This window comes from Burkholderia sp. THE68, assembly GCF_009938265.1.
In the GTDB taxonomy this organism is placed as follows: Bacteria; Pseudomonadota; Gammaproteobacteria; order Burkholderiales; family Burkholderiaceae; genus Caballeronia.
This window is the reverse complement of the sequence record NZ_AP022315.1, coordinates 244,744-270,130: the sequence shown is the minus strand read 5'-3', so window position 1 is coordinate 270,130 and position 25,387 is coordinate 244,744. Positions and strand designations below refer to the sequence as shown.

22 protein-coding genes are annotated in these 25,387 nt (G+C 62.7%); 9 read left to right on the top strand and 13 right to left on the bottom strand.

The window, feature by feature from the left end; all coding sequences use genetic code 11:
- Positions 1-11 precede the first annotated feature (11 nt).
- Together BTHE68_RS01345 and BTHE68_RS01340 are read right to left on the bottom strand one after the other, a co-directional pair.
- Positions 12-425, bottom strand: coding sequence for a CHRD domain-containing protein (locus tag BTHE68_RS01345; protein WP_502710573.1), 414 nt, complete (start codon positions 423-425; stop codon positions 12-14).
- A gap of 209 nt (positions 426-634) precedes the next feature.
- A complete protein-coding gene (locus BTHE68_RS01340; RefSeq protein ID WP_162064810.1) occupies positions 635-1,792 on the bottom strand; it encodes a porin in 1,158 nt (385 codons plus the stop codon).
- Positions 1,793-2,233: 441 nt separating this feature from the next.
- On the opposite strand from BTHE68_RS01340, the gene BTHE68_RS01335 reads away from it, so the two are divergent.
- Entirely contained in the window at positions 2,234-3,169 is a 936-nt protein-coding gene (locus tag BTHE68_RS01335) for a LysR family transcriptional regulator (RefSeq protein ID WP_162064809.1), read from the top strand.
- 39 nt (positions 3,170-3,208) lie between these two features.
- Here BTHE68_RS01335 and BTHE68_RS01330 read toward each other — a convergent pair whose 3' ends face one another.
- The 4 genes from BTHE68_RS01330 to BTHE68_RS01315 form a co-directional block, all read right to left on the bottom strand.
- Positions 3,209-6,472: an ATP-binding protein gene (locus BTHE68_RS01330; protein ID WP_232077889.1), complete on the bottom strand. Its 3,264-nt coding sequence runs from the start codon at positions 6,470-6,472 to the stop codon at positions 3,209-3,211.
- 302 nt (positions 6,473-6,774) lie between these two features.
- Positions 6,775-7,425: a response regulator gene (locus tag BTHE68_RS01325; RefSeq protein ID WP_162064807.1), complete on the bottom strand. Its 651-nt coding sequence runs from the start codon at positions 7,423-7,425 to the stop codon at positions 6,775-6,777.
- Between the two features lie 86 nt (positions 7,426-7,511).
- Positions 7,512-8,192 carry a response regulator gene (locus tag BTHE68_RS01320; RefSeq protein WP_162064806.1) on the bottom strand — a complete coding sequence of 227 codons (681 nt, stop codon included), beginning with the start codon at positions 8,190-8,192 and terminating at the stop codon, positions 7,512-7,514.
- 117 nt (positions 8,193-8,309) lie between these two features.
- Complete coding sequence (locus tag BTHE68_RS01315; RefSeq protein WP_232077888.1) at positions 8,310-9,056, bottom strand: response regulator; 747 nt, start codon at positions 9,054-9,056, stop codon at positions 8,310-8,312.
- Between the two features lie 454 nt (positions 9,057-9,510).
- On the opposite strand from BTHE68_RS01315, the gene BTHE68_RS01310 reads away from it, so the two are divergent.
- The 3 genes from BTHE68_RS01310 (at position 9,511) to arsH (ending at position 11,707) form a co-directional block, all read left to right on the top strand.
- Positions 9,511-9,843: an ArsR/SmtB family transcription factor gene (locus BTHE68_RS01310; RefSeq protein ID WP_162064805.1), complete on the top strand. Its 333-nt coding sequence runs from the start codon at positions 9,511-9,513 to the stop codon at positions 9,841-9,843.
- Positions 9,844-9,907: 64 nt separating this feature from the next.
- Positions 9,908-10,969, top strand: a complete 1,062-nt coding sequence (gene arsB, locus BTHE68_RS01305; protein ID WP_162064804.1) for an ACR3 family arsenite efflux transporter — start codon at positions 9,908-9,910, stop codon at positions 10,967-10,969.
- Between the two features lie 15 nt (positions 10,970-10,984).
- Positions 10,985-11,707: an arsenical resistance protein ArsH gene (gene arsH / locus BTHE68_RS01300; protein ID WP_162064803.1), complete on the top strand. Its 723-nt coding sequence runs from the start codon at positions 10,985-10,987 to the stop codon at positions 11,705-11,707.
- A gap of 81 nt (positions 11,708-11,788) precedes the next feature.
- On the opposite strand, the gene BTHE68_RS01295 is transcribed toward arsH, so the two are convergent.
- Complete coding sequence (locus BTHE68_RS01295; protein WP_162064802.1) at positions 11,789-12,328, bottom strand: single-stranded DNA-binding protein; 540 nt, start codon at positions 12,326-12,328, stop codon at positions 11,789-11,791.
- A 118-nt stretch (positions 12,329-12,446) separates the two neighbouring features.
- A complete protein-coding gene (locus tag BTHE68_RS01290) occupies positions 12,447-13,649 on the bottom strand; it encodes an MFS transporter (protein ID WP_162064801.1) in 1,203 nt (400 codons plus the stop codon).
- A 311-nt stretch (positions 13,650-13,960) separates the two neighbouring features.
- On the opposite strand from BTHE68_RS01290, the gene uvrA reads away from it, so the two are divergent.
- The gene (gene uvrA, locus BTHE68_RS01285; RefSeq protein WP_162064800.1) at positions 13,961-16,834 is read left to right on the top strand and encodes an excinuclease ABC subunit UvrA; all 2,874 of its coding nucleotides are present in this window, start codon (positions 13,961-13,963) and stop codon (positions 16,832-16,834) included.
- A 97-nt stretch (positions 16,835-16,931) separates the two neighbouring features.
- Complete coding sequence (locus BTHE68_RS01280; protein WP_162064799.1) at positions 16,932-18,023, top strand: AI-2E family transporter; 1,092 nt, start codon at positions 16,932-16,934, stop codon at positions 18,021-18,023.
- A 64-nt stretch (positions 18,024-18,087) separates the two neighbouring features.
- Here the strand turns inward: BTHE68_RS01280 and purU are convergent, their stop codons facing one another.
- The 5 genes from purU to BTHE68_RS01255 are packed head-to-tail and all read right to left on the bottom strand — an operon-like array spanning position 18,088 to position 23,082.
- A complete protein-coding gene (purU, locus tag BTHE68_RS01275; protein WP_162064798.1) occupies positions 18,088-18,957 on the bottom strand; it encodes a formyltetrahydrofolate deformylase in 870 nt (289 codons plus the stop codon).
- Positions 18,958-18,988: 31 nt separating this feature from the next.
- Entirely contained in the window at positions 18,989-19,834 is an 846-nt protein-coding gene (locus BTHE68_RS01270; RefSeq protein WP_162064797.1) for an NUDIX hydrolase, read from the bottom strand.
- Between the two features lie 10 nt (positions 19,835-19,844).
- Positions 19,845-20,459: a LysE family translocator gene (locus BTHE68_RS01265; protein WP_162064796.1), complete on the bottom strand. Its 615-nt coding sequence runs from the start codon at positions 20,457-20,459 to the stop codon at positions 19,845-19,847.
- Between the two features lies 1 nt (position 20,460).
- Positions 20,461-21,027, bottom strand: a complete 567-nt coding sequence (locus tag BTHE68_RS01260; protein WP_162064795.1) for an adenine phosphoribosyltransferase — start codon at positions 21,025-21,027, stop codon at positions 20,461-20,463.
- Positions 21,028-21,087: 60 nt separating this feature from the next.
- Positions 21,088-23,082, bottom strand: coding sequence for a monovalent cation:proton antiporter family protein (locus BTHE68_RS01255; RefSeq protein WP_162064794.1), 1,995 nt, complete (start codon positions 23,080-23,082; stop codon positions 21,088-21,090).
- Between the two features lie 161 nt (positions 23,083-23,243).
- Between BTHE68_RS01255 and kdsD the strand changes: the two genes are divergently transcribed.
- From kdsD to lptC, 3 genes are read left to right on the top strand one after another with little or no spacing between them, the layout of a single operon-like run.
- Positions 23,244-24,227, top strand: a complete 984-nt coding sequence (gene kdsD / locus BTHE68_RS01250) for an arabinose 5-phosphate isomerase KdsD (RefSeq protein WP_162064793.1) — start codon at positions 23,244-23,246, stop codon at positions 24,225-24,227.
- Positions 24,227-24,766: a KdsC family phosphatase gene (locus tag BTHE68_RS01245; RefSeq protein WP_061172718.1), complete on the top strand. Its 540-nt coding sequence runs from the start codon at positions 24,227-24,229 to the stop codon at positions 24,764-24,766. Before kdsD ends, BTHE68_RS01245 begins: the two co-directional genes overlap by 1 nt.
- 4 nt (positions 24,767-24,770) lie before the next feature.
- On the top strand, positions 24,771-25,373 hold the full coding sequence (gene lptC, locus BTHE68_RS01240; protein ID WP_061172717.1) for an LPS export ABC transporter periplasmic protein LptC: 603 nt from the start codon (positions 24,771-24,773) through the stop codon (positions 25,371-25,373).
- Positions 25,374-25,387: the final 14 nt, after the last annotated feature.

Genomic DNA, 25,387 nt, shown 5'->3' with positions numbered 1-25,387 from the left:
GTCAGCCCGCGTCAATTCGATGGCATCACCTGACCGCGTATCTCGCCGGTCGGGTTCTCCTGCGTGTGAATGTTGAAGTACCACTGCCCCGTCATGAGATCGTTGACCTGTTGATCGGTCAGCGTCGCTTGTCCTTTCATGGGGCTCGCGAGTGCTTTCTTGTCGACGGGTACTTGTGGCTTCGCGTTCTGGCCGACCGGCGCGGGACCGTGGAAATGCGCCATCGTCACCGGGCCGGATAGTTCCGCGTAGGTCACGGTCCAGGCGAAGACTTTGGTGTCGGTGTCGAAGGTCGCGTCGAGTGCGCCGTGGCCTTTGCTTACGCGCGGAGGGACTTCGCTCGAAGGCTGGAGATTGGCTTTCAGCGCGACCGTGTCGGCGTAAGCTGCGCTCGCGGCAAGCATCATGAGGATCGGAACGGCCATCCAGCGGACATGTGGTCTGCATGTCGAGATCATTGTTGCTCTCCTGTTTGGCGGACAGGGCGTCGTCGGGACGATGGCCGCATCGTCATGGTAGAGCATCCGGATGGGGGGCGCTGTTCGCTATCCGGCGAACGAGCGCGCATGTGAAAAAGGGCGCCTTGCGGCGCCCCTTCTCTAGCTAGCTAAAGCTCGGTACTGCTCTGAGCGATTTAGAAGCGGTGACGGATACCCGTCGTCACGAGAACCTGACGGCTGCTCGAGGATGCCGCGGCACCGTTGATGGCAGCTTCCGGGTACACGCCTTCTCCACCGCCGCTGGCGATCTGGAACACGCCTTCAGCATAGATGTCGGTACGCTTGGACAGTGCGTAGTCCGTTTGCAGGCCGAACTGGTGACGACGGACGCGCCTGGAATCTTCCAGGGGATCCTGGGTCTTGATGTACGAGAACGTGTACGCGGCGCCCAGCGACAGTGCCGGCGTCAAGGCATAGCGGCCATTGATTTCGTAGTTGTTGGCAACGCTCGAGGTGTCGAGCACGACTTCGCTGTTGTTGTCCGAACGCGTCTGCGTCCACACCGCGCCGAACGTCATCGGGCCCGTCGAGAAGCTGCCGCCTGCACCAAACGTGCGCAGACGCGCCGTCTGTTGAGCGAACGCGATGTCTTGCGGCACTACGTTTTCCGTGATCGCGCCAGCCGTGTTCGAGTCGAAGCCGTTCGCTTGCGTGTATGCAGCGCCGAACTTGAACGGCCCGTTTGCATAACCCGCACCCAGGCTATACGCACGGTTCGCTGCGAAGCTGCCTGCGGAGTTCGAGAAACCGTATGCGCCAGCGAACGTAAAGCCAGCGTAGTTCTCGCTCACGAACTTGATGGAGTTATTGATGCGGAATGCGTTGCCGTCCAGATTGTCGACGTCGCCCGGGTGTGCGAAGTACGTACCGCCCCACGTGCCGGTGGCGCTCAACGGGCCGAGGAAGTCAGCGACAGCGTCGTTCTGGCGACCGAGCGTCAGAGTGCCGACTTGTGCGGTAGACAGGCCCACGTACGCCTGACGGCCGAACTGGCGACCGTCGCTGGTGCCGTTGGCGATGTTGAAACCGTTTTCCAACGTGAAAACTGCCTTCATGCCGCCGCCGAGTTCTTCAGCGCCGCGCAGGCCCCAACGGCTGGGGTTCAGGTTGCCGCTCGTCACGCCCCACGAGCTTGCCTTTTGATTGTCGCCGGTGTGGTTCTGCACGTTGTTCACGTACGTCAGACCTGCGTCGACCAGACCATACAGCGTGACGCTGCTTTGCGCGCTAGCAGCGGTTGCGAACGATGCGGCCAGCGTAGCGATGGCCGTTACGATCAAATTCTTTTTCATGAGTGTTCCTTTCGTGAGTCTTGAGACTCGTGGGTTGCTTCAGGCCGAACGCCTGTCGAGCTCGGACTTGCCTCTTCGCTCATGCGGCTCGGCACCGATATTCGGCAGGACAAAGTTTATTGCCCGCATTTTTTGAGAAACTGCCGAAAGAAACACAAAAGGCTTTTCGAATAAATCGAAAAGTGTATTTTCAATATGGATAAACGCTTAGGCTGCATGGACTTACCGATCGTGTCGCCCGTGTTTTCCGGGTCTATCGAGAGGGTCCGTTGCATGCATGCGACAGTGGTCACATTGAGACACGCGTGACGAATCAGAGCGCTCCCATTCCTGCCCGTCCAAGCCGGCGCTAGCATCGCGCACGCGAGAAGACAGTGCTGTTCTCGCCTTCTGCTCGCCTACACAATGCGTTCGCAAGACGCCTCTCACTTCGCTATTTCAATGAATCAATTCCAAGCGATGCGCGTCTTTCTGAAGGTGGCGGAATCCGAATCGTTCGGCCGCGCCGCCGCCGCGCTCGATCTGTCCAACGCCGTGGTCACGCGCTACGTCTCCCTGCTCGAAGCCCATCTCAATACGCGTCTGCTGAACCGCACGACAAGAAGCGTCTCTCTGACCGAAGCCGGCCGCGCCTATGCCGAAGGCTGCCGAGCGGTCATCGATCAGGTCGAGACCATCGAGGCATCGGTGGCCAACAGTTCGGTGGATCCATCGGGCACGCTGAAGCTCGTGGCGTCCGCGTCGTTTTCATTGCTCGGCCTCACGCCGATGCTGCGCGAATTTCGCGAGCGCTATGCAAACGTCAAGCTGCGCCTGACGCTGCTGCATCGTCCGGTCGATCTCGTTGCGGAAGGTTTCGATGTCGGCATCGTCGTGCCGCAGCTGGTCAGTAGCGGCATGCTCATCAACCGCCCGCTGGTCAGCGTGGCGGCGGTGCTCGTCGCGTCGCCCGGATATCTTTCTCGACGCGGCACTCCCGCGCGTCCCGCCGCGCTGGCGCAACACGAGTTTCTTGCGCCGTCAGCGGACATTCACGGTTCGACGTGGTCCTTCATCGGACCTTCGGGCATGCTGGAAAGCGTCGCGCTCGATCCCACCTACACCGTAAACAGTTCGCATATGTTGCGGCAGGCCGCGCTCGCCGAAATGGGCATCGCCGTGCTGCCCGAGAGCTATGTGGCGCAGGACATCGGCACCGGCGCACTCGTGCGTCTGCTGCCGGGTTATTCACTCAAGGATGCACAGAAGGAAGTGTCGATCGTCTATCCAGGCCGCCGGCATGTGTCGGCCAAAACGCGCGCCTTCGTAGATTTCGCGCTGACCTATTTCCGCGAGCGCGAATCAGTCAACGCGAACCTCGCGCCGCCGGCTGAATAGGAACTGCGAACGCGGCGCGCGTTACGCCGCGTCACCCGATCAGAGAATCGTGGCGCACTGTTCCAGGATGCGCTCCAGGAGCTGTTCGCATCGCGCGATCAGCGCAAGTCCTTCGCGACGGCGGGCACCTCGCGTTTTCGTTGGCAGGTCCCGGCGAAAGTCCTCCAGTGCACCAAGCAACGGTCGATACTGCAACACACTGGCCGCCCCGACAACTCGATGATGCCAATCGCGCAGATCATCCACCGTGCCACGATCGAGCAGTCGGCGAAGCGCGGCGAGATCGTCCCGGAACGACGAGACGAACGCATCCAGCAACGCCTTCACCGTGGCTTCGCTGCCCCATAGTTGCGCCATCGCGCCCAGATCGAGCTCGTCATCCTCGCGCGGCGACACGGATTCGTCTTGCGGTGCGTGCGGAGCGGGAACAGTCGCGGCGCTGTCGGTCACCCACCAGCGGTTCAGATGCTCGCGCAAGGTGGCGAGCCGCGTAGGCTTCACGAGGCAATGATCCATGCCCGCCTCGCGGCATCGGCGCAACTCGTCGGGTGCGGTGCTCGCCGTAATGCCGAGAATCGGCAGCCGACGCGCCGTGCTCGCCTCATCCGCGCGGATGCGACGCGCGAGCTCGTAACCCGTCATGTTCGGCATGTGGCAATCGGTGATCAGAAAGCCGTAGCGCGTATTCGCAAGCGCCGCGAGCGCCTCGACGCCGTCATGCACGACATCGCAGGCGAAGCCGAGCAACGAAAGCTGATGACGGATCAATTCCTGATTCACCGGGTGATCCTCGGCGACGAGTACGAGCTTGCCGCCGCGTAGCGCGTCGCCGCGATCGGGCGCCGCCATTTTCGTGTCGTGACTTAGCACCACGCCGGACGCGATCTGCGGCATGCCGGTCAGCGCGGCGACGCATGCCGCGCCGAGTCCATGCCATGAAATCGGATTGACGCTCACGCGAATGTCGTCTTCGAGAATGCGGTAGCCGGTCGGCTTCGGCTTCTCGGTCACGTGAATCACACGCGAACCGAGCGGCACGGCGTTCTCGTGCGTATCGCTCAGAAAGACGATCTGGACGTCTTCGAGCGATGTGGGTTCCGAGCGCGCGAGTTCGCAGGGCGCATAACGCTGCAACACGAGGCCGAGCGCCTCGCCATAATGCATGAGCGCCGACGCCACGCGGTCGTCGTCGATCGCGATGATGCCGCGCTTGCCGCGCAATCCGTCGATTTGATAGTGCAGCGTCTCGATGGGCATCGCGAGACGCACGTTCATGGCCGTGCCGACACCGATCGCGCTCTCGAGACTCATCGTTCCGCCCATCAGTTCGACGAGACGATTACAGATGGTCAGCCCGAGCCCGGTGCCGCCGAAGCGGCGCGTCGTGGACGTTTCCGCCTGCACGAAGGGTTCGAAGAGGCTCTGCTGGGCCTCAGCCGCAATGCCGATGCCGGTATCCCTGACGCACAGTTCGATCACCTGCTCCGCGTCGCGCTGTTCCACTGCGCGAACGTGCAGCGCTACATCGCCCTTGATCGTGAACTTGATCGCGTTGCTCATCAGGTTGAAGATGACCTGCCTGAGACGCACACTGTCGCCCCGCACCTGCGCAGCCACTTCCGGCGCCACGTCGACGCGTACGCGCAACCCCTTTTCATGCGCTCGTCCGGCAAGCAGGCCGATGGCGCTATCTACGAGCTCGCGCAGATCGATCGGCGTCGACTCGATCGTCAGGCGCCCGGCCTCGATCTTCGAATAGTCGAGGAGATCGTCCAGAATCTGCAGGAGCGCGCTCGCGGAATCCTGAATCATGCCGAGCATCTGGGATTGATCCGGATTCAGCGGCGTGTTCTCTAGCACTTCGACGAGGCCGAGGACGCCGTTCATCGGCGTGCGGATCTCGTGGCTCATCATCGCCAGGAAATTGTCTTTCGCGCGTGAAGCAGCCTCGGCGGTATCGCGCGCGCGTGCGAGTTCTTCCGCGCGCGCGTGCTCCACGCTGGCGTCGGCCCAGTACCCGCTCCACACCACGCCGCCGTCGTCTTCGCGGTGCGCGACGAGATCGGCGCGAATCCAGCGCCTCACACCTTCGATGGTCGAACGGAACTCGGTATGAAGCGGTTCGAGCGTGCGCGCCGAGGTCTCGATTTCGGCGAGCAGACGCGCGCTGTCCTCGAGGTTGACGTGCGTCAACGCGTGAATCGGATCATCGGCCAGCGCGATGACATCGAGCCCGAGCAGTTGACGGGTGTCCCCATCGATATAAGGAAGGCTGTACGTGCCATCGCTCGCGCGGCGCAACTGAAACACGACCGCGGGCAACGAACGCGTCACGTCGTGAAGGCGCCGCTCGGTCTGCCGCGCGCGGGTTTCGGCGTCGCGTATGTCGGTGATGTCGATCATCGTGCCGACGACGCCCGCGCGCTCGCCATTCGACGCGGTGAACGCGCCCGTCCAGAAAAGACCGCAGCGCGACAGGTTCTGCTGGTCGCAGAATTCGGCTTCGACTTCCTGCCGCTGACCGGTGGTCAGCGTCGCGTGCGTCAGTTCGTGCAGCAGCCGGCTGTGCTCCGCGCCCCACGCCGTCACATCGAGACTCGTGCGGCCGAGAATGTCCTCGCGCCGCACGCCGAGCGCTTCCTCGAACGCGCGGTTCACCGCGATGTAGCGGTTCTCCATGTCCTTCGCGATGAGCGGGTACGGCACGACCTCCATCATCGTTTGCTGGAAACTGAGTTGCGTCGCGAGACGCTGTTCGGTTTCCACGCGCCGGTTCATTTCCTGTTGCAGACGGATGAATGCGCGAAGGGTCACGAACAACACGGCAGCAATGCCGATCAGCGCCGGCAACAGGCGCAGCGCCGTGATGTTCCAGCCCGCGAAGCCGAGCGCCGTGGTCTTGGCGGCGGCGGAGCCGGGCTCGGGGATTTGCGTGAACGCCCGCTTGATCAATTCATCGAGCGGGTGCAGTTCGGACTGCATGGCGTAGTTCAGGCGTCCGGGCGGACTGGAAGCCACGATCATGTCGATCTCACCGCGCTGAAATGCGGTCGTCGCCTGGGTCCAGTCATCAAAGGGCTTCGGATCGAACGTGACGCCAAGCGACGCCTCGATTTTTCCGAGCACCACCCGTGGCGGTTCGAGCGACGCGTCCTCTGCCTGGCTTCCTTCGATTACGCCAACCGCGATCGGCTTCAATGCGCGTAAATAACTGCGCTCGGATTCGTCCAACCCGACGGTTGCAGTTTCGTGATGCGCGTCCGTGTGGACCTCGGCGGTGGCCGACGCAACGCCGGCGTGCATGCCGGGCGGAGCGGAATAGCAATAAGGTGGGGCGATGAGGCAGAGTAAAAGAAGACAACGCCCGAACAATGATCTCAATGCGAACCCCCTGGATGCGGGCCGACGCTTGCAACGACAGTCGCATCGCCGGCTGAGCAAGGCCGCGAGGACACCGGCTCGTCACATGTGACGCCGCCGTCCGCGCGCTTGGTGCTTGCCTGTCGAATGCAAAGGATTTGAGTCTGAACTGCAACGGATCAGGATCGAATCGGAACCGTCCCAATTTGCACAGAAAATAAGCATGCGCGGCCGTCGACGCAGGGTCAGACCAGACCGATCTGCCGCAGATAGGCGACCAGTTCGCCTTCGCTCTCGAGCCCCAGCTTGCGCATGCCGCTTCGCTTTTGTGTCGCGATGGTCTTGCGGCTTCGCCCGAAATGTTCGGCGATCTCATGCACCAGAAGGCCGCTGGCATAGAGCTGAAACACTTCCCACTCGCGCCGGCTCAACACGCCCGCTCGCGCCGGCGATGTGACCGGCAGATGACGCACCGCCGCCGCCACGCTCGGAGAAAGGAAGCAGCCACCCGCTTCGACCACGGATATCGCCTCGCCGAGGCATGCGAGACCGTCACGCTTGTCGATGACGCCGTCCACGCCAATCTGGACGAGTCCCGCCAGCATGCGAGTCTGGGAAATCATCGTGAGCACGATGACTCTCGGTCTACGCTCCTGCCACGCCAGGCGCCTGAGAAATCCGATCGAACTATTCTCGCCATCGATACCGCGCATGCCGATATCCGAAAAGACGAAATCGCATGGCGTGGTATCGAGCGCCTCGGCGAGTTCCAACGTGTCGCGCGCAGTGGCCACGATTCGGACTGCCCCGTCACGCTCCAGAAAGCTTTGAATGCCTTTGACGACGACCGGATGGTCGTCGGCAACGATCGCCCTAAGCGGCGCTTTTTTTCTCATTTTTGTGCGTATTGTTGAGATTGTCCGGCACACATCGGCCCTCTACGGACCGTGCGTCTTCTCCTCCGGTTTTTGACCAACCGCCGCTAGATCAAGCCGCTATCCGCGATGAAACGATAAAGATCGGCGTCCGTCGAGAGATCCAGCTTTCGCATGGCCGCGCATTTTTGTGCGCTGATCGTCTTCACGCTGCGGTCCAGTTCTTTCGCGATCTCGGTGACGTTCGCGCCGCGCGCGTAGCGCTCGATGACTTCGAGTTCGCGGCTCGTGAGCCTCTGCCGAATGAACCGCGCGTGACTTTCGGCATCCGCGAGTGCCAGAGTGCGGCGTATGGCGGGTCCGAGGTAAGTCTCGTTGGCGATGACCGAAACAATGGCCACATAGATCAGATCGAGCCGGTCTTCCTTGCTGAGGAACGCCTGGGCTCCCGCTTCCAGCGCCTTTTTGACGATCGCCGCGTCGTCGCTGCGGGACAGCACGATGGTGCGGACATCCGGATACTGGTTCGCCACATGCTGGATCAGTTCGATGCCATCGCCATGGCGTCCGCCCGGCATGAAGAAGTCGATGATTGCCACATCGCACTCGTGCCGCGCGAGCGACTCGTCGAGCTGCGAGGAATTCGTGCTGCGACTCACCACTTCGACATTGGGAAAACTCCCAGCAAGGCGCTCGATCGCGAGGATGACGAGTGGATGATCATCCGCTATCGCGAGCCTGATCCGTTTAGCGTGCGAGAACACCTGGCTCCCGTTCCCGAATTCCATCGACTCAAACCCCTTCGCTTCGCGCGAAATCAAATCCACATCCAAAAACGAAGCACAAGCATCGGATACCGAAACATTGAGATACATAAGATGCATCCGAAATAAAACAAACAAAAATCATCCCAGTCCGCGTGCGCGAACAAATGCGAACAATCCGGGGTCGTTCCTGACCCCGAGCTTATTCATCGCGTCGCGTTTCTGACGACTGATGGTGCGAACGTCGCGATCGAGCTCTTTCGCGATCTCCGTGATCGAATGCCCCTTGGCGAACAGCCGCACGACTTCGATCTCCCTCGGCGAAAGCCGCGGCTCTTCCGAGGAAAAGTCCGTCTCGGTGCCCGCCTCGGCGAGCGCGGCGGAGAACGACGCACTCACGAACCGCCGCCCGACACTCGCATGCCGCACAGCCGTCGCCACGAGCTCGATCGGCTCGGCTTTGTTGACGAGGCTGGTCGCGCCGGCGTTCAGAATGGAGCGCAAAATCGCTACATTACTTACGCTGGTCAGCACAACGATGCTGATGTCTGCAAAATCCTGTCTCACCTTGCGAATCAACAGCAATCCGTCGTTCGCATCGACACCCGGCTCGGGCATGGCGAAATCCGTGACGAGAACATCGCACGGCTTGATAGCAAGTTCGGACAACAACGTGCTCGCGTTATTTGCCTCACCGACGACTTCCATTCCGTCGTCGCCTGCAAAGAGCGCTTTCATTCCGAGAAGAACGAAAGGATGATCGTCAGCCAGTACGATTCGAAGCTTCAAGAGGCCCCCGGTCATTTTGTGGGTTTTTGAAATTTGCTCGCGGCGGCGAGCCCGCCCGTGGAAATACTCCACGTCAGCAGCCTTGACCACACTTTTCATTGAGTTGGTGTTTACCGAACCGCGTTAAACAAACACATCAAAAACGGCCAAACTCAATGACATAAAGCAAATAAGTAGTGCTTTTATTCTCTTGAATAATTGCTTCAAAAATAGGATGCGATTAATTCGCATACCATAGGAAAAGTCTGATTAGGCTCCCGCAAAATTTCGACTTCGAATCGAGTTGCACCAGGTCAAAGACGCGACGGCGAGAGATTAATATGCGGCAGAGGAAAACGGGGCGTGCCCCGCCATAATTCAGACAGCGCCTTGCCGGAATGAAAAAAATGGGCCGTGGGCTATTAGAGCCGAGACTCATCGTTCCGAACGGTTCGTGCGAGCTCGGATGGGGACGCGTAAATTGGACAGGCGCGAACGACCCATGCCGTGTTTTGGCGAAGCGTCATTTCGATATTTATTGAAATATCGAACGCCGTGCGGTATCGTCCACACCATGGACTCGAACCTCGTCGTACGCGCGCTCGGCGCGCTCGCTCATGAATCGCGGCTCGCGGTGTTCCGAACGCTCGTCGTCGCGGGCCCCGGAGGCATGGCCGCTGGCGAGATCGCGCAGCAGGTCGGACTCGCGCCCTCGAGTCTGTCGTTTCACCTCAAGGATCTCTCGCACGCGGAACTCGTCACCCCGCGCCAGGAAGGTCGCTATGTTTTCTACTCGGCCAACTTCGGGGCGATGAACAGCCTGATTGGCTTCCTCACGGAGAACTGCTGCGCGGGCGCGCCGTGCGACGCCAGCGGGATGCCGAACTGCTGCGGAGATTCGGCATGAAGCGCGTTCACATCCGTGTGTCGGTTGCTGCGCGCGATCGGCGAGCGAGCCGTCGCGGAATCCAATGAGCACGACCGACCCCACGCGCGCTAACGCTGCCTCGACGATCGGCTTCTTCGAGCGATACCTGACCGTTTGGGTGGCGCTGTGCATCGTCGCGGGCATCGGCCTCGGACAGATTTTTCCGGGACTCTTTCACGCGATTGGCAATATGGAAGTCTCGCAGGTCAACTTGCCGGTTGGCGTTTTGATCTGGGTGATGATCATTCCGATGCTGGTCAAGATCGATTTCTCCGCGCTCGCGCAGGTCGGCGCCCACTGGCGGGGCATCGGCGTGACCTTGCTCGTGAACTGGCTGGTCAAACCGTTTTCGATGGCGCTGCTCGGATGGATTTTCGTGCGCCACGTGTTTGCCGCCTGGCTGCCCGCCGACCAGCTCGACAGCTACATCGCAGGTTTGATTCTGCTGGCAGCCGCACCCTGCACCGCGATGGTCTTCGTGTGGTCGCAGTTGTGCAAAGGCGACCCGTACTTCACGCTCTCGCAAGTGGCGCTGAACGACGCGATCATGATCGTTGCGTTCGCTCCGCTCGTGGCGCTGCTGCTCGGATTGTCGTCGATCACGGTGCCCTGGGGCACGCTGATCGTTTCGGTCGGACTGTACATCATCATTCCGGTGCTGCTCGCGCAGTGGCTGCGCAAGCGTCTGATGGCCAGAGGCGCGGCGCGTTTCAGGGTGACGGTCGCCCGCCTGGGCCCGTGGTCGATTGCTGCGCTCCTCGCAACACTCGTACTGCTGTTCGGTTTTCAGGGCGAGGCGATCGTGCGAGAACCGCTCGTCATTGCGATGCTCGCCGTGCCTATCCTGATTCAGGTGTTTTTCAATTCGGGCCTCGCTTATCTGCTCAATCGCCGCCTTGGCGTCGCGCATTGCGTCGCTGGACCGTCGAGCCTGATCGGCGCAAGCAACTTCTTCGAGCTGGCCGTCGCCACGGCCATCAGTCTGTTCGGCTTTCAATCGGGCGCGGCACTCGCCACGGTCGTCGGTGTGCTCATCGAGGTGCCGGTGATGCTGCTGGTGGTGGGCGTCGTCAATCGTTCGCAACGCTGGTACGAAGCCGCCTGACCACTTTCCACAGACATGTTTCCAGATCTCCCGAATCTCAACGCTGCCCACACCGACATCCCCGACAGCGAGAAGCTGCAGCCCCGATCGATTTCGACACACGCGCCGCGAATCCTGTTGCTATATGGCTCACTGCGACCGACGTCGTATAGTCGTTTTCTCACGCTGGAGGCCGAGCGTCTGCTGCAAACGTTCGGTGCCGACACTCGTGTGTTCGATCCTTCCGGCCTGCCGATGGTCGACAGCGTGTCAGCCGATCATCCGAAGGTGGTCGAACTGCGCAAGCTCTCCGAGTGGTCTGAAGGACAGGTATGGTGCAGCCCCGAACGGCACGGCACGCTCGCCGCCGTGTTCAAGAACCAGATCGACTGGTTGCCGCTGGAGTCAGCCGGAATTCGACCGACCCAAGGCCGCACGCTCGCCGTCATGCAGGTATGCGGCGGTTCGCAGTCGTTCAATGCGGTGAACGCGTTGCGCGTGCTCGGCCGCTGGATGCGTATGGTCACCATCCCCAATCAATCGTCGGTGGCCAAGGCCTGGCAGGAGTTCGACGAGACCGGCCGGATGAAGCCTTCGTCCTACTACGATCGCGTCGTCGATGTGATGGAAGAACTCGTGAAGTTCACACTGCTGGTTCGTGACCGATCGGACTACCTCACGAACCGCTACAGCGAACGCAAGGAAGCGCAGCCGGAAGAGGCAAGCTCGCTCGCGGCGATCGCGATGGAACGCGAATGATGCCGGCCATTTTGTCCGCGCAGGTAAAGAAAAACCCCGCGCGAAGGCGGGGTCGATCTTTACACTCTCGGTTACGAAACTTCAGAACGGAATATCGTCGTCCATGTCGTCGAAGCCGCCGCCCGCCGGCGCGCTCGGGCGGCTCGAACCGCCACCCGCGCCACCAGCGCCGCCGCCGCTCGGGCGTCCGCCGGCAGGGGCCCGGCCGCCACCACCGCCGCCGCCGGAGCGCTCCATCGGTGCGCTGCGGCTGTAGCCGCCGTCATCGCCGCCAGCGCCCGCGCCGCCGCGGCCGCCGAGCATCTGCATCTGATCGGCGACGATTTCGGTCGAGTAACGCTCCTGGCCCGACTGATCGGTCCATTTGCGCGTACGGATGCGCCCTTCGATATACACCGACGAGCCCTTCTTCAAATACTCGTTGACGATCTCGGCGAGCCGGCCGAAGAACGCCACACGATGCCACTCCGTGAGTTCCTTGAATTCGCCGGAGCCTTTGTCCTTGTAGCGGTCCGTCGTCGCGAGACGGATATTGGCCACGGCGTCGCCGCTCGGGAGATAGCGGGTTTCCGGGTCGGCGCCCAGATTGCCCACGAGAATGACCTTGTTGACTGATGCCATGATTTCTCCGGTAGATTCCTTGCTAACTGTCAACCGTACGATGCGATTGGCCGATCCCGTCTTCAGACGTGACGTCGGCTGCACCGCGCCGGTTTGATTCGATGGTTCAAAAATTCTCTCAGGCCGCGCGCTCGGTCCGGCGTGGCGGCGGCTTCATCCAGGCCGCGACCAGTAGCCACGCGAGCACCAGCCCCGAACAGGCGAAGAACACCGCGCTCGGCCCGTCGAGCTTGAGCAGCCAGCCGCCGATCACCCCGCCCATGGCAAGGCCGATCGACTGCGTCGTGTTGTACACGCCCGCTGCCGCGCCCTTTCTCGTGCCCGGCGCGAGTTTCGACACCAGCGAAGGCTGCGACGCCTCCAGCACGTTGAAGCCGAGAAAGTACACGAACAGAATGGCGGCCACTGACCACAGCGTATGAGGAGCGGCGCCCAATAACAACTGGCCGATCAGGATAAGCCCGATCGCACTCAGCATGACGCTCTTCATTTTTCCACGTTTCTCGGCGGCGATGATGGCCGGCACCATCATGACGAACGCGAGCGCCATCACGGGCAGGTAAATCTTCCAGTGCGACGCGACCGGCAGGCCGCCTTCCTCGAGAATGCGCGGCACGACGAGAAACAGCGCGGTCTGCGTGGCGTGCAGCACGAGCACGCCGAAGTTCAGACGCAGCAATTCGACGTTGTGCAGCACTTCGGCGAAAGGCGCCTTGACGTGAACGGGATGCGCCGGCGGATCGGGCACGACCCAGAAGACCACGCCGACGGCAAGAATCGACAGCACGCCGATCACCGTGAAAAGCCCGCTCATGCCGACCCAATGGAACACGATCGGCGCGCCGACAATCGCCACCGCGAACGACACGCCGATGCTGCCGCCAACCATTGCCATCGCCTTGGTGCGGTTTTCCTCGTGCGTCAGGTCCGCGATGAACGCGATCACCGCCGACGACACCGCGCCCATGCCCTGAATCACGCGCCCCGCGATGATCCACGTCATCGAGTGCCCGACAGCCGCGACGAAACTGCCGAGCGCGAACACCAGCAGACCGAACGCGATGACCGGCTTGCGTCCGAACTTGTCGGACACCCAGCCGTAGAAGATATAGAGCATCGATTGCGTAACGCCGTACGCGCCGAGCGCGATGCCGACGAGCAGCACGTTGTCTCCGCCGGGGATGGTTTTCGCGTAGATGGAAAACACCGGCATGATCATGAAGAGCCCGAGCATGCGCAGGGCGAAGATCGCGGCGAGCGACACGGTCGCGCGCAGTTCCGGCGCGCTCAGACGTGTGGACGTGGCAGACGGATTGGACATCAGAAACGGGAATTGGATGAGAGTCGCGTCTGGCCTGGCCTGCGGCGCAGCCAGGCGCGGTCGCCTTGTTCTTGCTCGAAACGGCACTATATGGGCCACACGGCCTGGGCCCGCCGCGTGCCTCGCCAGCAAGCCCCCGCGCCGGCCGATCGCCGCGCATCCGGCCCTTCGGGCTCGGGCGCTGCGCCCTTTAAAAGTCGTTATAGTAGCAGGTTTGGCCCCCTCTCTTTCCGCCCGGCACAGGCAACATGGCCCGCCGGGGCGGATGAAAGCGCCGCTGAAAACACCAGAGAGAACCCCGGAACACACTCGTGGAAGAAATTCGCATTCGTGGGGCTCGCACCCACAATCTGAAGAACGTCAATCTCGACTTGCCGCGCCACAAGCTGATTGTGATCACGGGGCTGTCCGGGTCGGGCAAGTCGTCGCTCGCATTTGATACGCTGTACGCGGAAGGTCAACGCCGTTACGTCGAAAGTCTTTCGGCGTACGCGCGGCAATTCTTGCAGCTGATGGAAAAGCCGGACGTCGATCTGATCGAAGGTCTGTCGCCTGCCATTTCCATCGAGCAGAAAGCGACTTCGCACAATCCGCGATCGACCGTCGGCACCGTCACCGAAATCCACGACTATCTGCGTCTCCTGTACGCGCGCGTCGGCACGCCGTATTGCCCGGATCATCTGATTCCGCTGGAGGCGCAAAGCGTCTCGCAGATGGTCGATGCCGCGCTCGCGCTGCCCGAGGAAACCAAGCTGATGATCCTCGCGCCCGTCGTCGCGGATCGCAAGGGCGAGCACGTCGAATTGTTCGAGGAAATGCAGGCGCAGGGTTTCATCCGTTTTCGCATCCGCTCGGGCGGCGGCACGGCGAACGAGGGCGTCGCGAAAATCTACGAAGTCGATTCGCTGCCCAAGCTCAAAAAGAACGACAAGCACACGATCGATGTCGTGATCGACCGCCTGAAAGTGCGGCCCGACATGAAGCAGCGTCTCGCGGAATCGTTCGAAACGGCGCTGCGTCTCGCCGACGGCCGCGCGATCGCGCTCGAAATGGACACCGAAAAGGAAAAGCTCTTCAGCTCGAAGTTCGCGTGCCCGATCTGCTCGTACTCGCTGCCGGAACTGGAACCGCGCCTCTTCTCGTTCAACAATCCGATGGGCGCGTGCCCCGAGTGCGACGGGCTCGGCCAGATCACCTTCTTCGATCCGAAGCGCGTGGTCGCGCACCCGTCGCTGTCGCTGGCGGCAGGCGCGGTGAAAGGCTGGGACCGGCGCAATCAGTTCTATTTCCAGATGCTGCAGAGCCTCGCGGCATTCTACGAATACGAGATCGACGCGCCGTTCGAGGATCTGCCCGAAAAAGTGCGCAAGATCCTTCTGTACGGGTCCGGCAAGCAGGCGATTCCGTTTTCGTACATCAACGAGCGCGGACGCGCGTCGGTGCGTGAGCATGCGTTCGAAGGGATCATCCCGAATCTCGAGCGGCGCTACCGCGAGACGGATTCGGCCGCCGTGCGCGAGGAACTCGCGAAATACCAGAACAATCAGCCGTGCCCGGCGTGCGAAGGCACGCGTCTGCGGCGCGAGGCGCGTTTCGTGAAAGTCGGCGCGGACGAGCAGGCGCGCGGCATCTACGAAATCAGCGGCTGGCCGCTGCGCGACGCGCTCGGCTACTTCCAGACGCTTCGGCTCGAAGGCGCGAAGGGCGAAATCGCCGACAAGGTGGTCAAGGAAATCGTCGCGCGGCTCTCGTTCCTGAACAACGTCGGGCTGGATTATCTGTCGCTGGAACGCAGCGCCGAAACGCTGTCCGGCGGCGAGGCGCAGCGCATCCGGCTGGCATCGCAGATCGGCTCCGGGCTCACCGGCGTGATGTACGTGCTCGACGAGCCGTCCATCGGCCTGCATCAGCGCGACAACGACCGGCTCATCAATACGCTCAAGCATCTGCGCGATATCGGCAATTCGGTGATCGTCGTCGAACATGACGAGGACATGATCCGCATGGCCGATTATGTCGTCGACATGGGGCCGGGCGCGGGCGTGCACGGCGGCGTGATCGTCGCCCAGGGCACGCCGGTTCAGGTGCAGAAAGACGCCAATTCGATCACCGGCCAGTATCTGTCCGGCAAGCGCACGATCGGCTACCCCGCCGAGCGCACCGCGCCGGACGAGCGCATGCTGCGCATCGCCGAGGCGCACGGCAACAATCTGAAGCGCGTGACGCTGGATCTGCCTGTCGGACTTTTGACCTGCGTGACGGGCGTGTCCGGCTCGGGCAAGTCCACACTTATCAACGACACCCTTCAGCACGCGGTCGCGCAGCACCTGTACGGCTCCTCGACGGAGCCGGCGCCGTACGAGTCGATCGAAGGTCTTGAGCACTTCGACAAGGTGATCGCCGTCGATCAATCTCCGATCGGCCGCACGCCGCGCTCGAATCCGGCAACCTACACCGGCCTTTTCACGCCGATCCGCGAGCTTTTCGCGGGCGTGCCGGCGGCGAAGGAGCGCGGCTACGACCCCGGCCGCTTCTCGTTCAACGTCAAGGGCGGACGCTGCGAGGCGTGCCAGGGCGACGGCGTGCTGAAGGTGGAAATGCACTTTCTGCCCGATGTCTACGTGCCCTGCGACGTGTGCCACGGCAAGCGCTACAACCGCGAAACGCTGGAAATCCAGTACAAGGGCAAAAACATCAGCGAGGTGCTGGACCTGACGGTCGAGTCCGCGCACGAGTTCTTCAAGGTGGTGCCGGTGGTCGCGCGCAAGCTGAAAACGCTGCTCGACGTCGGTCTCGGCTATATCCGGCTCGGCCAGTCCGCGACCACGCTGTCGGGCGGCGAGGCCCAGCGCGTCAAGCTTTCGCTGGAACTGAGCAAGCGCGATACCGGTCGGACGCTGTACATACTCGATGAACCGACGACCGGTCTGCACTTCCACGACATCGCGCTTTTGCTCGAAGTGATCCATCGGCTGCGAGATCAGGGCAACACGGTCGTCATCATCGAGCATAATCTCGACGTAATCAAAACCGCCGACTGGGTGATCGATCTCGGTCCGGAAGGCGGCGCGGGTGGCGGGCAGATCATCGCGCAGGGGACGCCGGAACAGGTCGCGAAATCGAAAGCGAGTTTTACCGGCAGATATCTGGCACCCTTGTTGCAACGAGCCAAATCAGCGGCCTGAGCGCCGGCGCAGGGGCGCCGCGCCAGACCGTGGGGATGCGCCGCGCGCGCCGCGGCACGAATAACCGTCGTACGCAGCAGGGGAAAGGAACGCAGTCATGGCGAAGCGCAACGAAGCGGCCAACGAGGAGGCACGGGTACGGGACCTGCCGACGCGCCACGTCAGGCTGACGAGCGACATGAGCTTGCCGAAGCTGTCGGCGGTGGAAATCGGCAGCTATATCCTCGCGCTCCTGGCGCTGTACCTCACGCTCAGGCTGCAACTGCTCGGCGGCATGCTCGCCGGCATGCTGGTGTTTCAGCTCACGCACATGATGGCGCCCGTGATCGAGCGTCACGTCGTGAGCAAGGGCGCGCGGCTCATCGCGGTCGGGCTGATCTCCGCGATCATCGTCGGCGGATTGACCGGCGCGACGATCGCCACCATCGAACATTTCGAGCGCGATTTCCCCAGCCTGCAAAAACTGCTCGATCAGCTGATGAGCATCACGTCCAGCGCGCGCCTCAGTGTGCCGGACTGGATCGCGAATTATCTGCCCGTGGACACCGTGCAGATGAAGGACAAAGCCACCGAACTGATGCACAAGCACGCCGAAATGCTGCAGCAAGGCGGCAAGGAAATGGCGCGCGGCTTCGGGCATATCGTGATCGGCATGATCGTCGGCGCGATCATCGCGGTCAGCGCGCCGCGCGCGATGCATCATCGGCTGCCGCTGTCCACGGCGCTCGTCGCGCGCGTGTCGCGCTTCGCCGACGCCTTCCGCCGCATCGTGTTCGCGCAGATCAAGATTTCGGCGATCAACGCCGTCTTCACCGCGCTGTATCTGCTCGTCGCGCTGCCGCTCTTTCACGAGCGGCTGCCGCTTTCGAAGACGCTGGTGCTGATCACGTTCATCGTCGGGCTGTTGCCGGTGGTCGGCAATCTGATTTCGAACACGATCATCGTCGGGATTTCGCTGTCGGTGTCGTTCGGCACCGCGGTCGCGTCGCTCGCGTTCCTCATCCTGATCCACAAGCTCGAATATTTCCTGAACGCGCGCATCATCGGCGGGCAGATCGAGGCGCGCGCGTGGGAACTGCTTCTCGCAATGCTCGCGATGGAAGCGGCGTTCGGCATTCCAGGCGTAATCGCCGCGCCGATTTTCTACGGATATATCAAGCGCGAGCTGATTTATCTGCGGCTCGTCTGAAACGTCGTCCGCAAATGAAAACGCCCGCAAGCATCTTGCGGGCGTTTTCGCGTCTGAAGCACCTTTAACGGAACACGACAGTCTTGTGTCCGTTCAGCAGAATGCGATGCTCCGCGTGCCATTTCACCGCGCGCGCGAGCGTCACGCATTCGACATCGCGGCCGATCGCCGTCAGCTGATCCGGCGTCATATTGTGGTCGACGCGCTCCACTTCCTGCTCGATGATCGGGCCTTCGTCGAGATCGGAGGTCACGTAGTGCGCGGTCGCGCCGATCAGCTTCACGCCGCGATCGAACGCCTGATAGTACGGCTTCGCGCCCTTGAAGCTCGGCAGGAACGAATGATGGATATTGATCGCGCGGCCCGCGAGCTGCTCGCACATGTTCGCCGAGAGGATCTGCATGTAGCGCGCGAGCACGACGAGATCGGTATCGTGCTGATCGACGATTTCCAGCACGCGCGCTTCCTGCGCGGCCTTCGCTTCGGGCGTCGACTTCAGGAGCGGCAGATGATGGAACGGGATATCGTAGCTCGCGGCGAGCTGATAGAAATCCTTGTGATTCGAGATGATCGCCGGAATCTCGATCTGCAACTGGCCGGTGCGATAACGAAACAGCAGATCGTTCAGGCAATGACCGATCTTCGACACCATGATGACGACGCGCGGCTTCACCGACGCATCATGCAACTCCCAGCGCATGCCGAATTCATCGGCGAGATCGGTGAAGGACTTGCGCAGCGCTTCGAGGCCGGGATCGCCGCCGACTTCCTGAAAATGCACGCGCATGAAGAACTCGCCGGTGCGGCTGTCGCCGAACTGCGCCGAGTCGAGGATATTGGCGCCGAGGTTGAACAGGAAGCCGGACACGGCATGCACGATCCCCGGACGATCCGGGCACGACAACTTCAGATAGAAACTATGTTCGGTCGACATGACCTTTCCTCGTTCGTTTGATTCTTGATGTTCAGAGCGGCGGCGGATCGAGCAGCGCGGCGATGCCTTCGCACGCGTCTTCGTCGATCCACTGGTGGCGCAGCATGCAGTCGAGCGTCGCGAGACTGGCGTCGACCGTGAGCGCGCCTTCTTCGATCCAACGCGCGACATCTTCGATGCGCGCGAGACGATGCTCGCCGACTTCGCCATCCTGATTGCGCGGCGCGAAATCGGGCGGCAGACAGACGTCGTAGACGAAGATCTGCTCGGCCTGCGTGCCCTCGGGCAAGGACTGCAGCACATGGAAGGTGCGGCCGCGCGCGGCGGTTTGCGCGAGTTCCGCGCGCATGCCCGCCTCTTCCCAGCATTCCTTCACGAGCGTGGGCATCAGCTCGAAGCCCCAGCCGATACCGCCCGCCACGATGTTGTCGAGCATGCCGGGATCGGTCGCCTTGGTGTCGCTGCGGCGCGCGATCCACAACTGCGGCGCCTTATCCCGATATTTTACGATGCCGTTCAGATGCACCGCGTAGGTCATCGTGCCGAAGAAGCGCGATGCCGCACGCTCGATGAACGCGAGCGGCGGCGCGTCGAAGTCGTTGCGGATCGCGTAGGTTTCGTCGCGCCAGCCCAGTATTTTTCCTTCGGCGTAAAGCGCGCCGATGACCGCGCCGAGCGCGGCGCTGCGCGTATTCACATCGGCGAGCGATGCATGCAGGCGAACCGATGCCGCGTCGATGTCGAACACGTCCGGCCAGCGGCGCAGCGCGTCGACATCCGTATGGCGAATCCAGCCGACGCGTTCAGCGCCGATGAAAAACGGCGCGTGTGCGGTAGCGTCGAAACGGCGCGCGGCGAGGATGGCGGGCAAAGTCATGCGCAAACCCTCAGTCGCGCAACGCGACGCGAATACCCAGCGCGATGAACGTCACGCCCGCGAGCCGGTCGAGCCACACGCCCAGGCGCGGACGGCGCTTCAGCCACGCGCCGATCATCCCCGCGCCGAGGCCGAACAGCGAAAACACGACGACCGTCTGCAACATGAACACGCCGCCCAGTTCGAACATCTGCAGCATCACGCCTTGCGCGCCGTGCGGATCGACGAACTGCGGCAGGAACACGATGAAGAACAGCGTGACTTTCGGATTCAGCATGTTGCCGATCACGCTCTGACGGAACACCGTCGAAAGCGGCTGGCTCGGACGCTCGTGCGCAGTCGCGAGACCATGACTGCGCAGCGCCTTGATGCCGATCCACACCAGATACGCCGCGCCCGCGAGCTTCACCGCCTGAAACGCCATGGGCGACGAACGCAGCAGCGCCGCGATGCCGAGCGCCGCGAGCGTCGTATGGAAGATCACGCCGAAAGCGAAGCCGAGCGCGGCGACGACGCCCGCGAGACGCCCTTGCGAAATGCCGCGCGCCAGCACCTGAAGATTGTCCGGACCGGGCGCGACGGTAATCGCGACAGAAGCCGCCAGAAAGAGCAGGAAGTTGGGCATCTCAATGTCCGCCGAATTCGCACACGGTATAGAGCGGCACGCCGTTTTCGCGCAGCAGCTTCGAGCCGCCGAGATCCGGCAAATCGATGATTGCCGCCGCTTCCACCACATTCGCGCCGAGCCGTTCTAGCAGAATCTTGCCCGCCATCATGGTGCCGCCGGTCGCGACCAGATCGTCGACGATCACCACGCGATCGCCCGGCTTGCACGCATCCTCGTGAATCTCGACGGTCGCGCTGCCGTATTCCAGGTCGTACGACTGTGAGAGCGTCCTGTAGGGCAGCTTGCCCTTCTTGCGGATCGGCACGAAACCAAGGCTCAGCTCGTACGCGAGTATCGGTCCGATGATAAAACCGCGCGCGTCCATGCCGGCGATCACATTGACGTTCTCGTCGATGTAGCGCTGCACGAACAGGTCGATCAGCGTGCGCAGCGCGCGGCGATCCTGCAGGACGGGCGTGATGTCGCGAAACTGCACGCCGGGCTGCGGCCAGTCGTCGACGGTACGCACGCGTTCCTTGATGAAACGCGCGGCGTCGAGCTGGGCGTTCGAAGGGGTAAGGGACATGACTTCTCCGGAGTCCGCGCCGTGAGGCCGCGCGTTCGCCTTGGTGACAAAAGAGAGAGACTAAGCCGCCCGGCGATTGCGCGAGAGCCGTTCTTCGGCAAGCGCCAGCACTTCGGGCAGGCCGCGCAGCACGACGATATCGTTCGCGCGCAGCTTGGTGTCGGGGTCGGGTTCGACGCCCCGGATGCCGTGGCGCCGGATCGCGGTCACCTCGACACCCTCGCCGACGAGACCGAGATCGTCGAGCGAATGCCCGACGGCTTCGGAATTTGCGTCGATGGGTACGGATTGTAGCCGGACCTGCTCGTGGCCATCGTCGTCGTCATCGTCGTCGGCGCCGCGGAAATAGCCGCGCAGGAGGCTGTAGCGCGCATCGCGCATTTCCTCGACACGCCGCACCACGCGGCGCATCGGCACGCCCATCAGCACGAGCGTGTGCGACGCGAGCATCAGACTCCCTTCGACGATCTCCGGAATCACTTCCGTCGCGCCCGCGGCGGTGAGCTTTTCGAGATCGGCGTCGTCGACCGTACGCACGATCACGGGCAAGGTCGGCGCGAGCTCGTGGATGTTGTGCAGCACGCGCATCGCGGAAGGTGTGTTCGCGTAGGTGATCGCGATCGTCGCCGCGCGATGCAGGCCCGCCGCGAGCAGCGACTCACGCCGCCCGGCATCGCCGAACACGACCGACTCGCCGGCCGCCGCCGCCGCCGCGACGCGGTCCGGGTCCAGATCCAGCGCGACGTAGGAAATGCCTTCCTGCTCCAGCATGCGCGCGAGATTCTGCCCCGCGCGGCCGTAGCCGCAGATGATCACGTGGCCGCTCTGCTTCAGGCTCTGCGTCGCGATCTTCGTCATCTGCAAGGATTGCAGCATCCATTCCGTCGACGACAACCGCAGCACGATGCGGTCCGCGTTCTGGATGATGAACGGCGCGGCGAGCATCGAAAGGAGCATCGCGGAAAGAATCGCCTGCAGGATGATCGGGTCGACGAGATGCGAATCCAGAATCAGGTTCAGCAGCACGAAGCCGAACTCGCCCGCCTGCGCGAGCCCGAGGCCCGTTCGCATCGCGACGCCCGGCGATGCGCCGAACACGCGCGCGAGACCGGTGATCATCACGGCCTTGAGCAGAATCGGCAAGACGAAGAAGCCGAGCACCAGCAACGGATGCTCCCAGATCACGCGCGGATTGAGCAGCATGCCGGTCGTCACGAAGAAGAGACCGAGCAGCACGTCGCGAAACGGCTTGATGTCCTCTTCCACCTGATGCCGGTACGGCGTCTCCGCGATCAGCATGCCCGCGATGAACGCGCCGAGCGCGAGCGACAGGCCGAACTTGTCGGTGATGAACGCCGCGCCCAGCGTCACGAGCAGCAGGTTCAGCATGAACAGCTCTTGCGAGCGCCGCCGCGCGACGATATCAAACCAGCGCGTCATGAACTTCTGGCCGACGAACAGCAGCACCGTCAGCGCGACGACGATCTTCACCGCGGCGATGCCGAGCCACATCGCGAGCTGCGACGAATTGCCGTTGCCGAAGGCCGCGATGATGATGAGCAGCGGCACGACCGCCAGATCCTGAAACAACAGCACGCCGAAGATGTTGCGGCCGTGCTCCGCTTCGAGTTCGAGCCGTTCCGCGAGCAGCTTGCTGACGATGGCCGTCGACGACATCGACATCGCGCCGCCGAGCGCGAAGCTCGCCTGCCATGTCATGTTGATCCAGAAGTGCGCGATCCAGCCGAACAGGAGCGCGAGGGCGATGGTCGCCGCGACCTGGCTCGCGCCGAGTCCAAACACGATGCGCCGCATCGAGCGCAACTTCGACAGCGAGAACTCCAGCCCGATGGAAAACATCAGGAAAACCACGCCGAATTCGGCGAGATGCTGCGCGCGGTCCGTATCCGGCGCGATACCCGCTGCGTGCGGCCCCACGATGATGCCGACCGCCAGATAGCCGAGCATCGGCGGCAGATTGAAATAGCGGAATACGACGACGCCTGCCACGGAGCAGAGCAGCAGCAACAGCGTCATTTCGAGCGGAGATGTCATCCGTCTAGCGTCCTCGTTCGGCGGCGAGCCGAAGCGCTTTGCTGACGCGCTCCGGAATCTTGAAAAAGCCCCTGACGCCGGGGCCCGCGGGGGGCGGATAGGCGGCGGCGTGCCGGGCTGCCTGAGGGGCAGCCCGGAATCGCCTTTGCTATACTCCGCGCATGATAGCGAAAATCAATGGCGACCGGGCACTGGCGCTGGCTCGCAACGTAATCCAGATCGAAGCCGACGCGGTTCGCGGGCTTTCCGAACTTCTCGACGAAAACTTCACGAACGCGGTCGAAACGCTGCTCGGCTGTCGCGGCCGCGTGGTCGTTTCGGGCATCGGCAAGTCGGGCCATGTGGCGCGCAAGTTGGCCGCGACACTGGCCAGTACCGGCACGCCCGCGTTCTTCGTGCATCCGGCCGAAGCGAGCCACGGCGACCTCGGCATGGTCACCGCCGACGATATCTTCATCGCGCTGTCGAACTCGGGCGAAACCGAAGAGCTTGTCGCCATTCTGCCGCTCATCAAGCGGCTCGGGGCGAAGTTGATCGCAATCACCGGCCGTCCCGAATCCAGTCTCGCGCAATTGGCGGACATGCATCTGAACGCGCGCGTCGACAAGGAAGCGTGCCCGATGAATCTCGCGCCCACGGCCAGCACGACCGCCGCGATGGCGCTCGGCGATGCGCTCGCCGTCGCCGTGCTCGACGCGCGCGGCTTCGGTCCCGACGATTTCGCGCGCTCCCACCCGGGCGGCGCGCTCGGCCGGCGCCTGCTCACCTACGTGCGCGACGTGATGCGCGTGGGCGACGAAGTGCCGGTCGTCCTGCTCGACGCGACCGTTTCGGACGCGCTCTTCCAGATCACCGACAAGCGCATGGGCATGACCGCCGTCATCGACGAAAATCGTCACGTGCACGGCATTTTCACCGACGGCGATCTGCGCCGCATCCTTCAGCGCGACGGCGATTTCCGCGCGCTGAAGATCGCCGACGTCATGAGCCGTAATCCGCGCACGATCGCGCCGGACCATCTCGCGGTCGAAGCCGTGGAACTGATGGAGCGCTATCGCATCAATCAGATGCTGGTCGTGGACACCGATGCGACGCTGATCGGCGCACTGAACATGCACGACCTCTTCTCCAAGAAGGTAATCTGATGGCGCAGAAGCCTCCCACCGCTGCCGAACGCGCGAGCCGGCTCAAGCTGATGGTGTTCGACGTCGACGGCGTTTTCACCGACGGCAGCCTCTACTTCAGCGCCGACGGCGACACGATGAAATCGTTCAATTCGCTCGACGGCCACGGCGTGAAAATGCTGCAGTCGGTCGGCGTGCAGACGGCAATCATCACGGGACGGCAATCCGGCATCGTCGCGGCGCGCGCGCGCGAACTCGGCATCACGCATCTCTATCAGGGCGTCGCGGATAAAACCGTCGCGCTCGCCGAGCTGCTCGACGCGACCGGCATCGCGGCCGACGAATGCGGTTATATGGGCGACGACTGGCCCGACCTCGCGGTGATGCGCCGTTGCGGCTTCGCGGCCGCGCCCGCGAACGCGCATCCCGAAGTGATCCAGCGCGTGCATTGGGTCGCGGAAGCGCGCGGCGGACACGGCGCGGTGCGCGAAGTCTGCGATGCGATCCTGCGCGCGCAGCATCGTTATGACGCGCTGCTCGCGGCGGCGCTCGGAGGCTGAGCCCATGCAGCGTCCCGGAAAGCTCGCGTCCCTTTTGCCGCTCGTCGCCGTGGCGGCGCTCGCCGGCGGCACTTATTGGCTGTTGCAGGCGTCGTTGCCTTCGGCCGGCCAGGCGCCGCCGCCGGAAAAGCGCCACACGCCCGACTATTTCGCCAACAACTTTTCCGTGTCCGAACTCGACGCCACCGGCACGACGCAATATCGTCTGACGGCGAAGTCGATGGTGCATTACGAAGACGACGAAATCAGCGACCTGACGCTGCCCGCGATGCGAATGTTCCAGCCGCAGAAGCCCACCGTCACGGCGACGGCCCTGCGCGGCACGGTCAATGGCGACGTCTCGATCGTCGATCTCTACGACGACGCCCGCATCCTGCGCGCGGCCGGCTACGGAGATCCGCAGATGCAGGCTGATTCCCAGCATTTTCGCGTGCTGGTGAACGACGATGTCATCGAAACGGAAAAACCGGTTAGACTTCAGCGCGGCCCGTCCGTGATGACGGCCGATGGCATGAACTACAACAACGTGACCCGGGTAATGAAGCTATTCGGTAACGTGCGCGGTGCGATCGCCGCCACGGATATCAACGGCGGCTCGTCGAAATAACCCCGGCACTCCCA

Excerpts from the sequence above, each read along its gene's own strand:
- BTHE68_RS01280 (WP_162064799.1), top strand. The coding sequence starts at position 16,932 with ATGGCGAAGCGCAACGAAGCGGCCAACGAGGAGGCACGGGTACGGGAC.
- BTHE68_RS01345 (WP_502710573.1), bottom strand. The coding sequence starts at position 425 with ATGGCCGTTCCGATCCTCATGATGCTTGCCGCGAGCGCAGCTTACGCC.
- BTHE68_RS01320 (WP_162064806.1), bottom strand. The coding sequence starts at position 8,192 with ATGGAATTCGGGAACGGGAGCCAGGTGTTCTCGCACGCTAAACGGATC.
- BTHE68_RS01245 (WP_061172718.1), top strand. The coding sequence starts at position 24,227 with ATGGCGCAGAAGCCTCCCACCGCTGCCGAACGCGCGAGCCGGCTCAAG.
- BTHE68_RS01270 (WP_162064797.1), bottom strand. The coding sequence starts at position 19,834 with ATGACTTTGCCCGCCATCCTCGCCGCGCGCCGTTTCGACGCTACCGCA.
- BTHE68_RS01295 (WP_162064802.1), bottom strand. The coding sequence starts at position 12,328 with ATGGCATCAGTCAACAAGGTCATTCTCGTGGGCAATCTGGGCGCCGAC.
- kdsD (WP_162064793.1), top strand. The coding sequence starts at position 23,244 with ATGATAGCGAAAATCAATGGCGACCGGGCACTGGCGCTGGCTCGCAAC.
- BTHE68_RS01335 (WP_162064809.1), top strand. The coding sequence starts at position 2,234 with ATGAATCAATTCCAAGCGATGCGCGTCTTTCTGAAGGTGGCGGAATCC.
- BTHE68_RS01255 (WP_162064794.1), bottom strand. The coding sequence starts at position 23,082 with ATGACATCTCCGCTCGAAATGACGCTGTTGCTGCTGCTCTGCTCCGTG.
- BTHE68_RS01325 (WP_162064807.1), bottom strand. The coding sequence starts at position 7,425 with ATGAGAAAAAAAGCGCCGCTTAGGGCGATCGTTGCCGACGACCATCCG.
- BTHE68_RS01290 (WP_162064801.1), bottom strand. The coding sequence starts at position 13,649 with ATGTCCAATCCGTCTGCCACGTCCACACGTCTGAGCGCGCCGGAACTG.
- BTHE68_RS01340 (WP_162064810.1), bottom strand. The coding sequence starts at position 1,792 with ATGAAAAAGAATTTGATCGTAACGGCCATCGCTACGCTGGCCGCATCG.
- BTHE68_RS01310 (WP_162064805.1), top strand. The coding sequence starts at position 9,511 with ATGGACTCGAACCTCGTCGTACGCGCGCTCGGCGCGCTCGCTCATGAA.
- arsH (WP_162064803.1), top strand. The coding sequence starts at position 10,985 with ATGTTTCCAGATCTCCCGAATCTCAACGCTGCCCACACCGACATCCCC.
- arsB (WP_162064804.1), top strand. The coding sequence starts at position 9,908 with ATGAGCACGACCGACCCCACGCGCGCTAACGCTGCCTCGACGATCGGC.
- BTHE68_RS01260 (WP_162064795.1), bottom strand. The coding sequence starts at position 21,027 with ATGTCCCTTACCCCTTCGAACGCCCAGCTCGACGCCGCGCGTTTCATC.
- BTHE68_RS01265 (WP_162064796.1), bottom strand. The coding sequence starts at position 20,459 with ATGCCCAACTTCCTGCTCTTTCTGGCGGCTTCTGTCGCGATTACCGTC.
- BTHE68_RS01330 (WP_232077889.1), bottom strand. The coding sequence starts at position 6,472 with ATGCACGCCGGCGTTGCGTCGGCCACCGCCGAGGTCCACACGGACGCG.
- BTHE68_RS01315 (WP_232077888.1), bottom strand. The coding sequence starts at position 9,056 with ATGAAAAGTGTGGTCAAGGCTGCTGACGTGGAGTATTTCCACGGGCGG.
- purU (WP_162064798.1), bottom strand. The coding sequence starts at position 18,957 with ATGTCGACCGAACATAGTTTCTATCTGAAGTTGTCGTGCCCGGATCGT.
- lptC (WP_061172717.1), top strand. The coding sequence starts at position 24,771 with ATGCAGCGTCCCGGAAAGCTCGCGTCCCTTTTGCCGCTCGTCGCCGTG.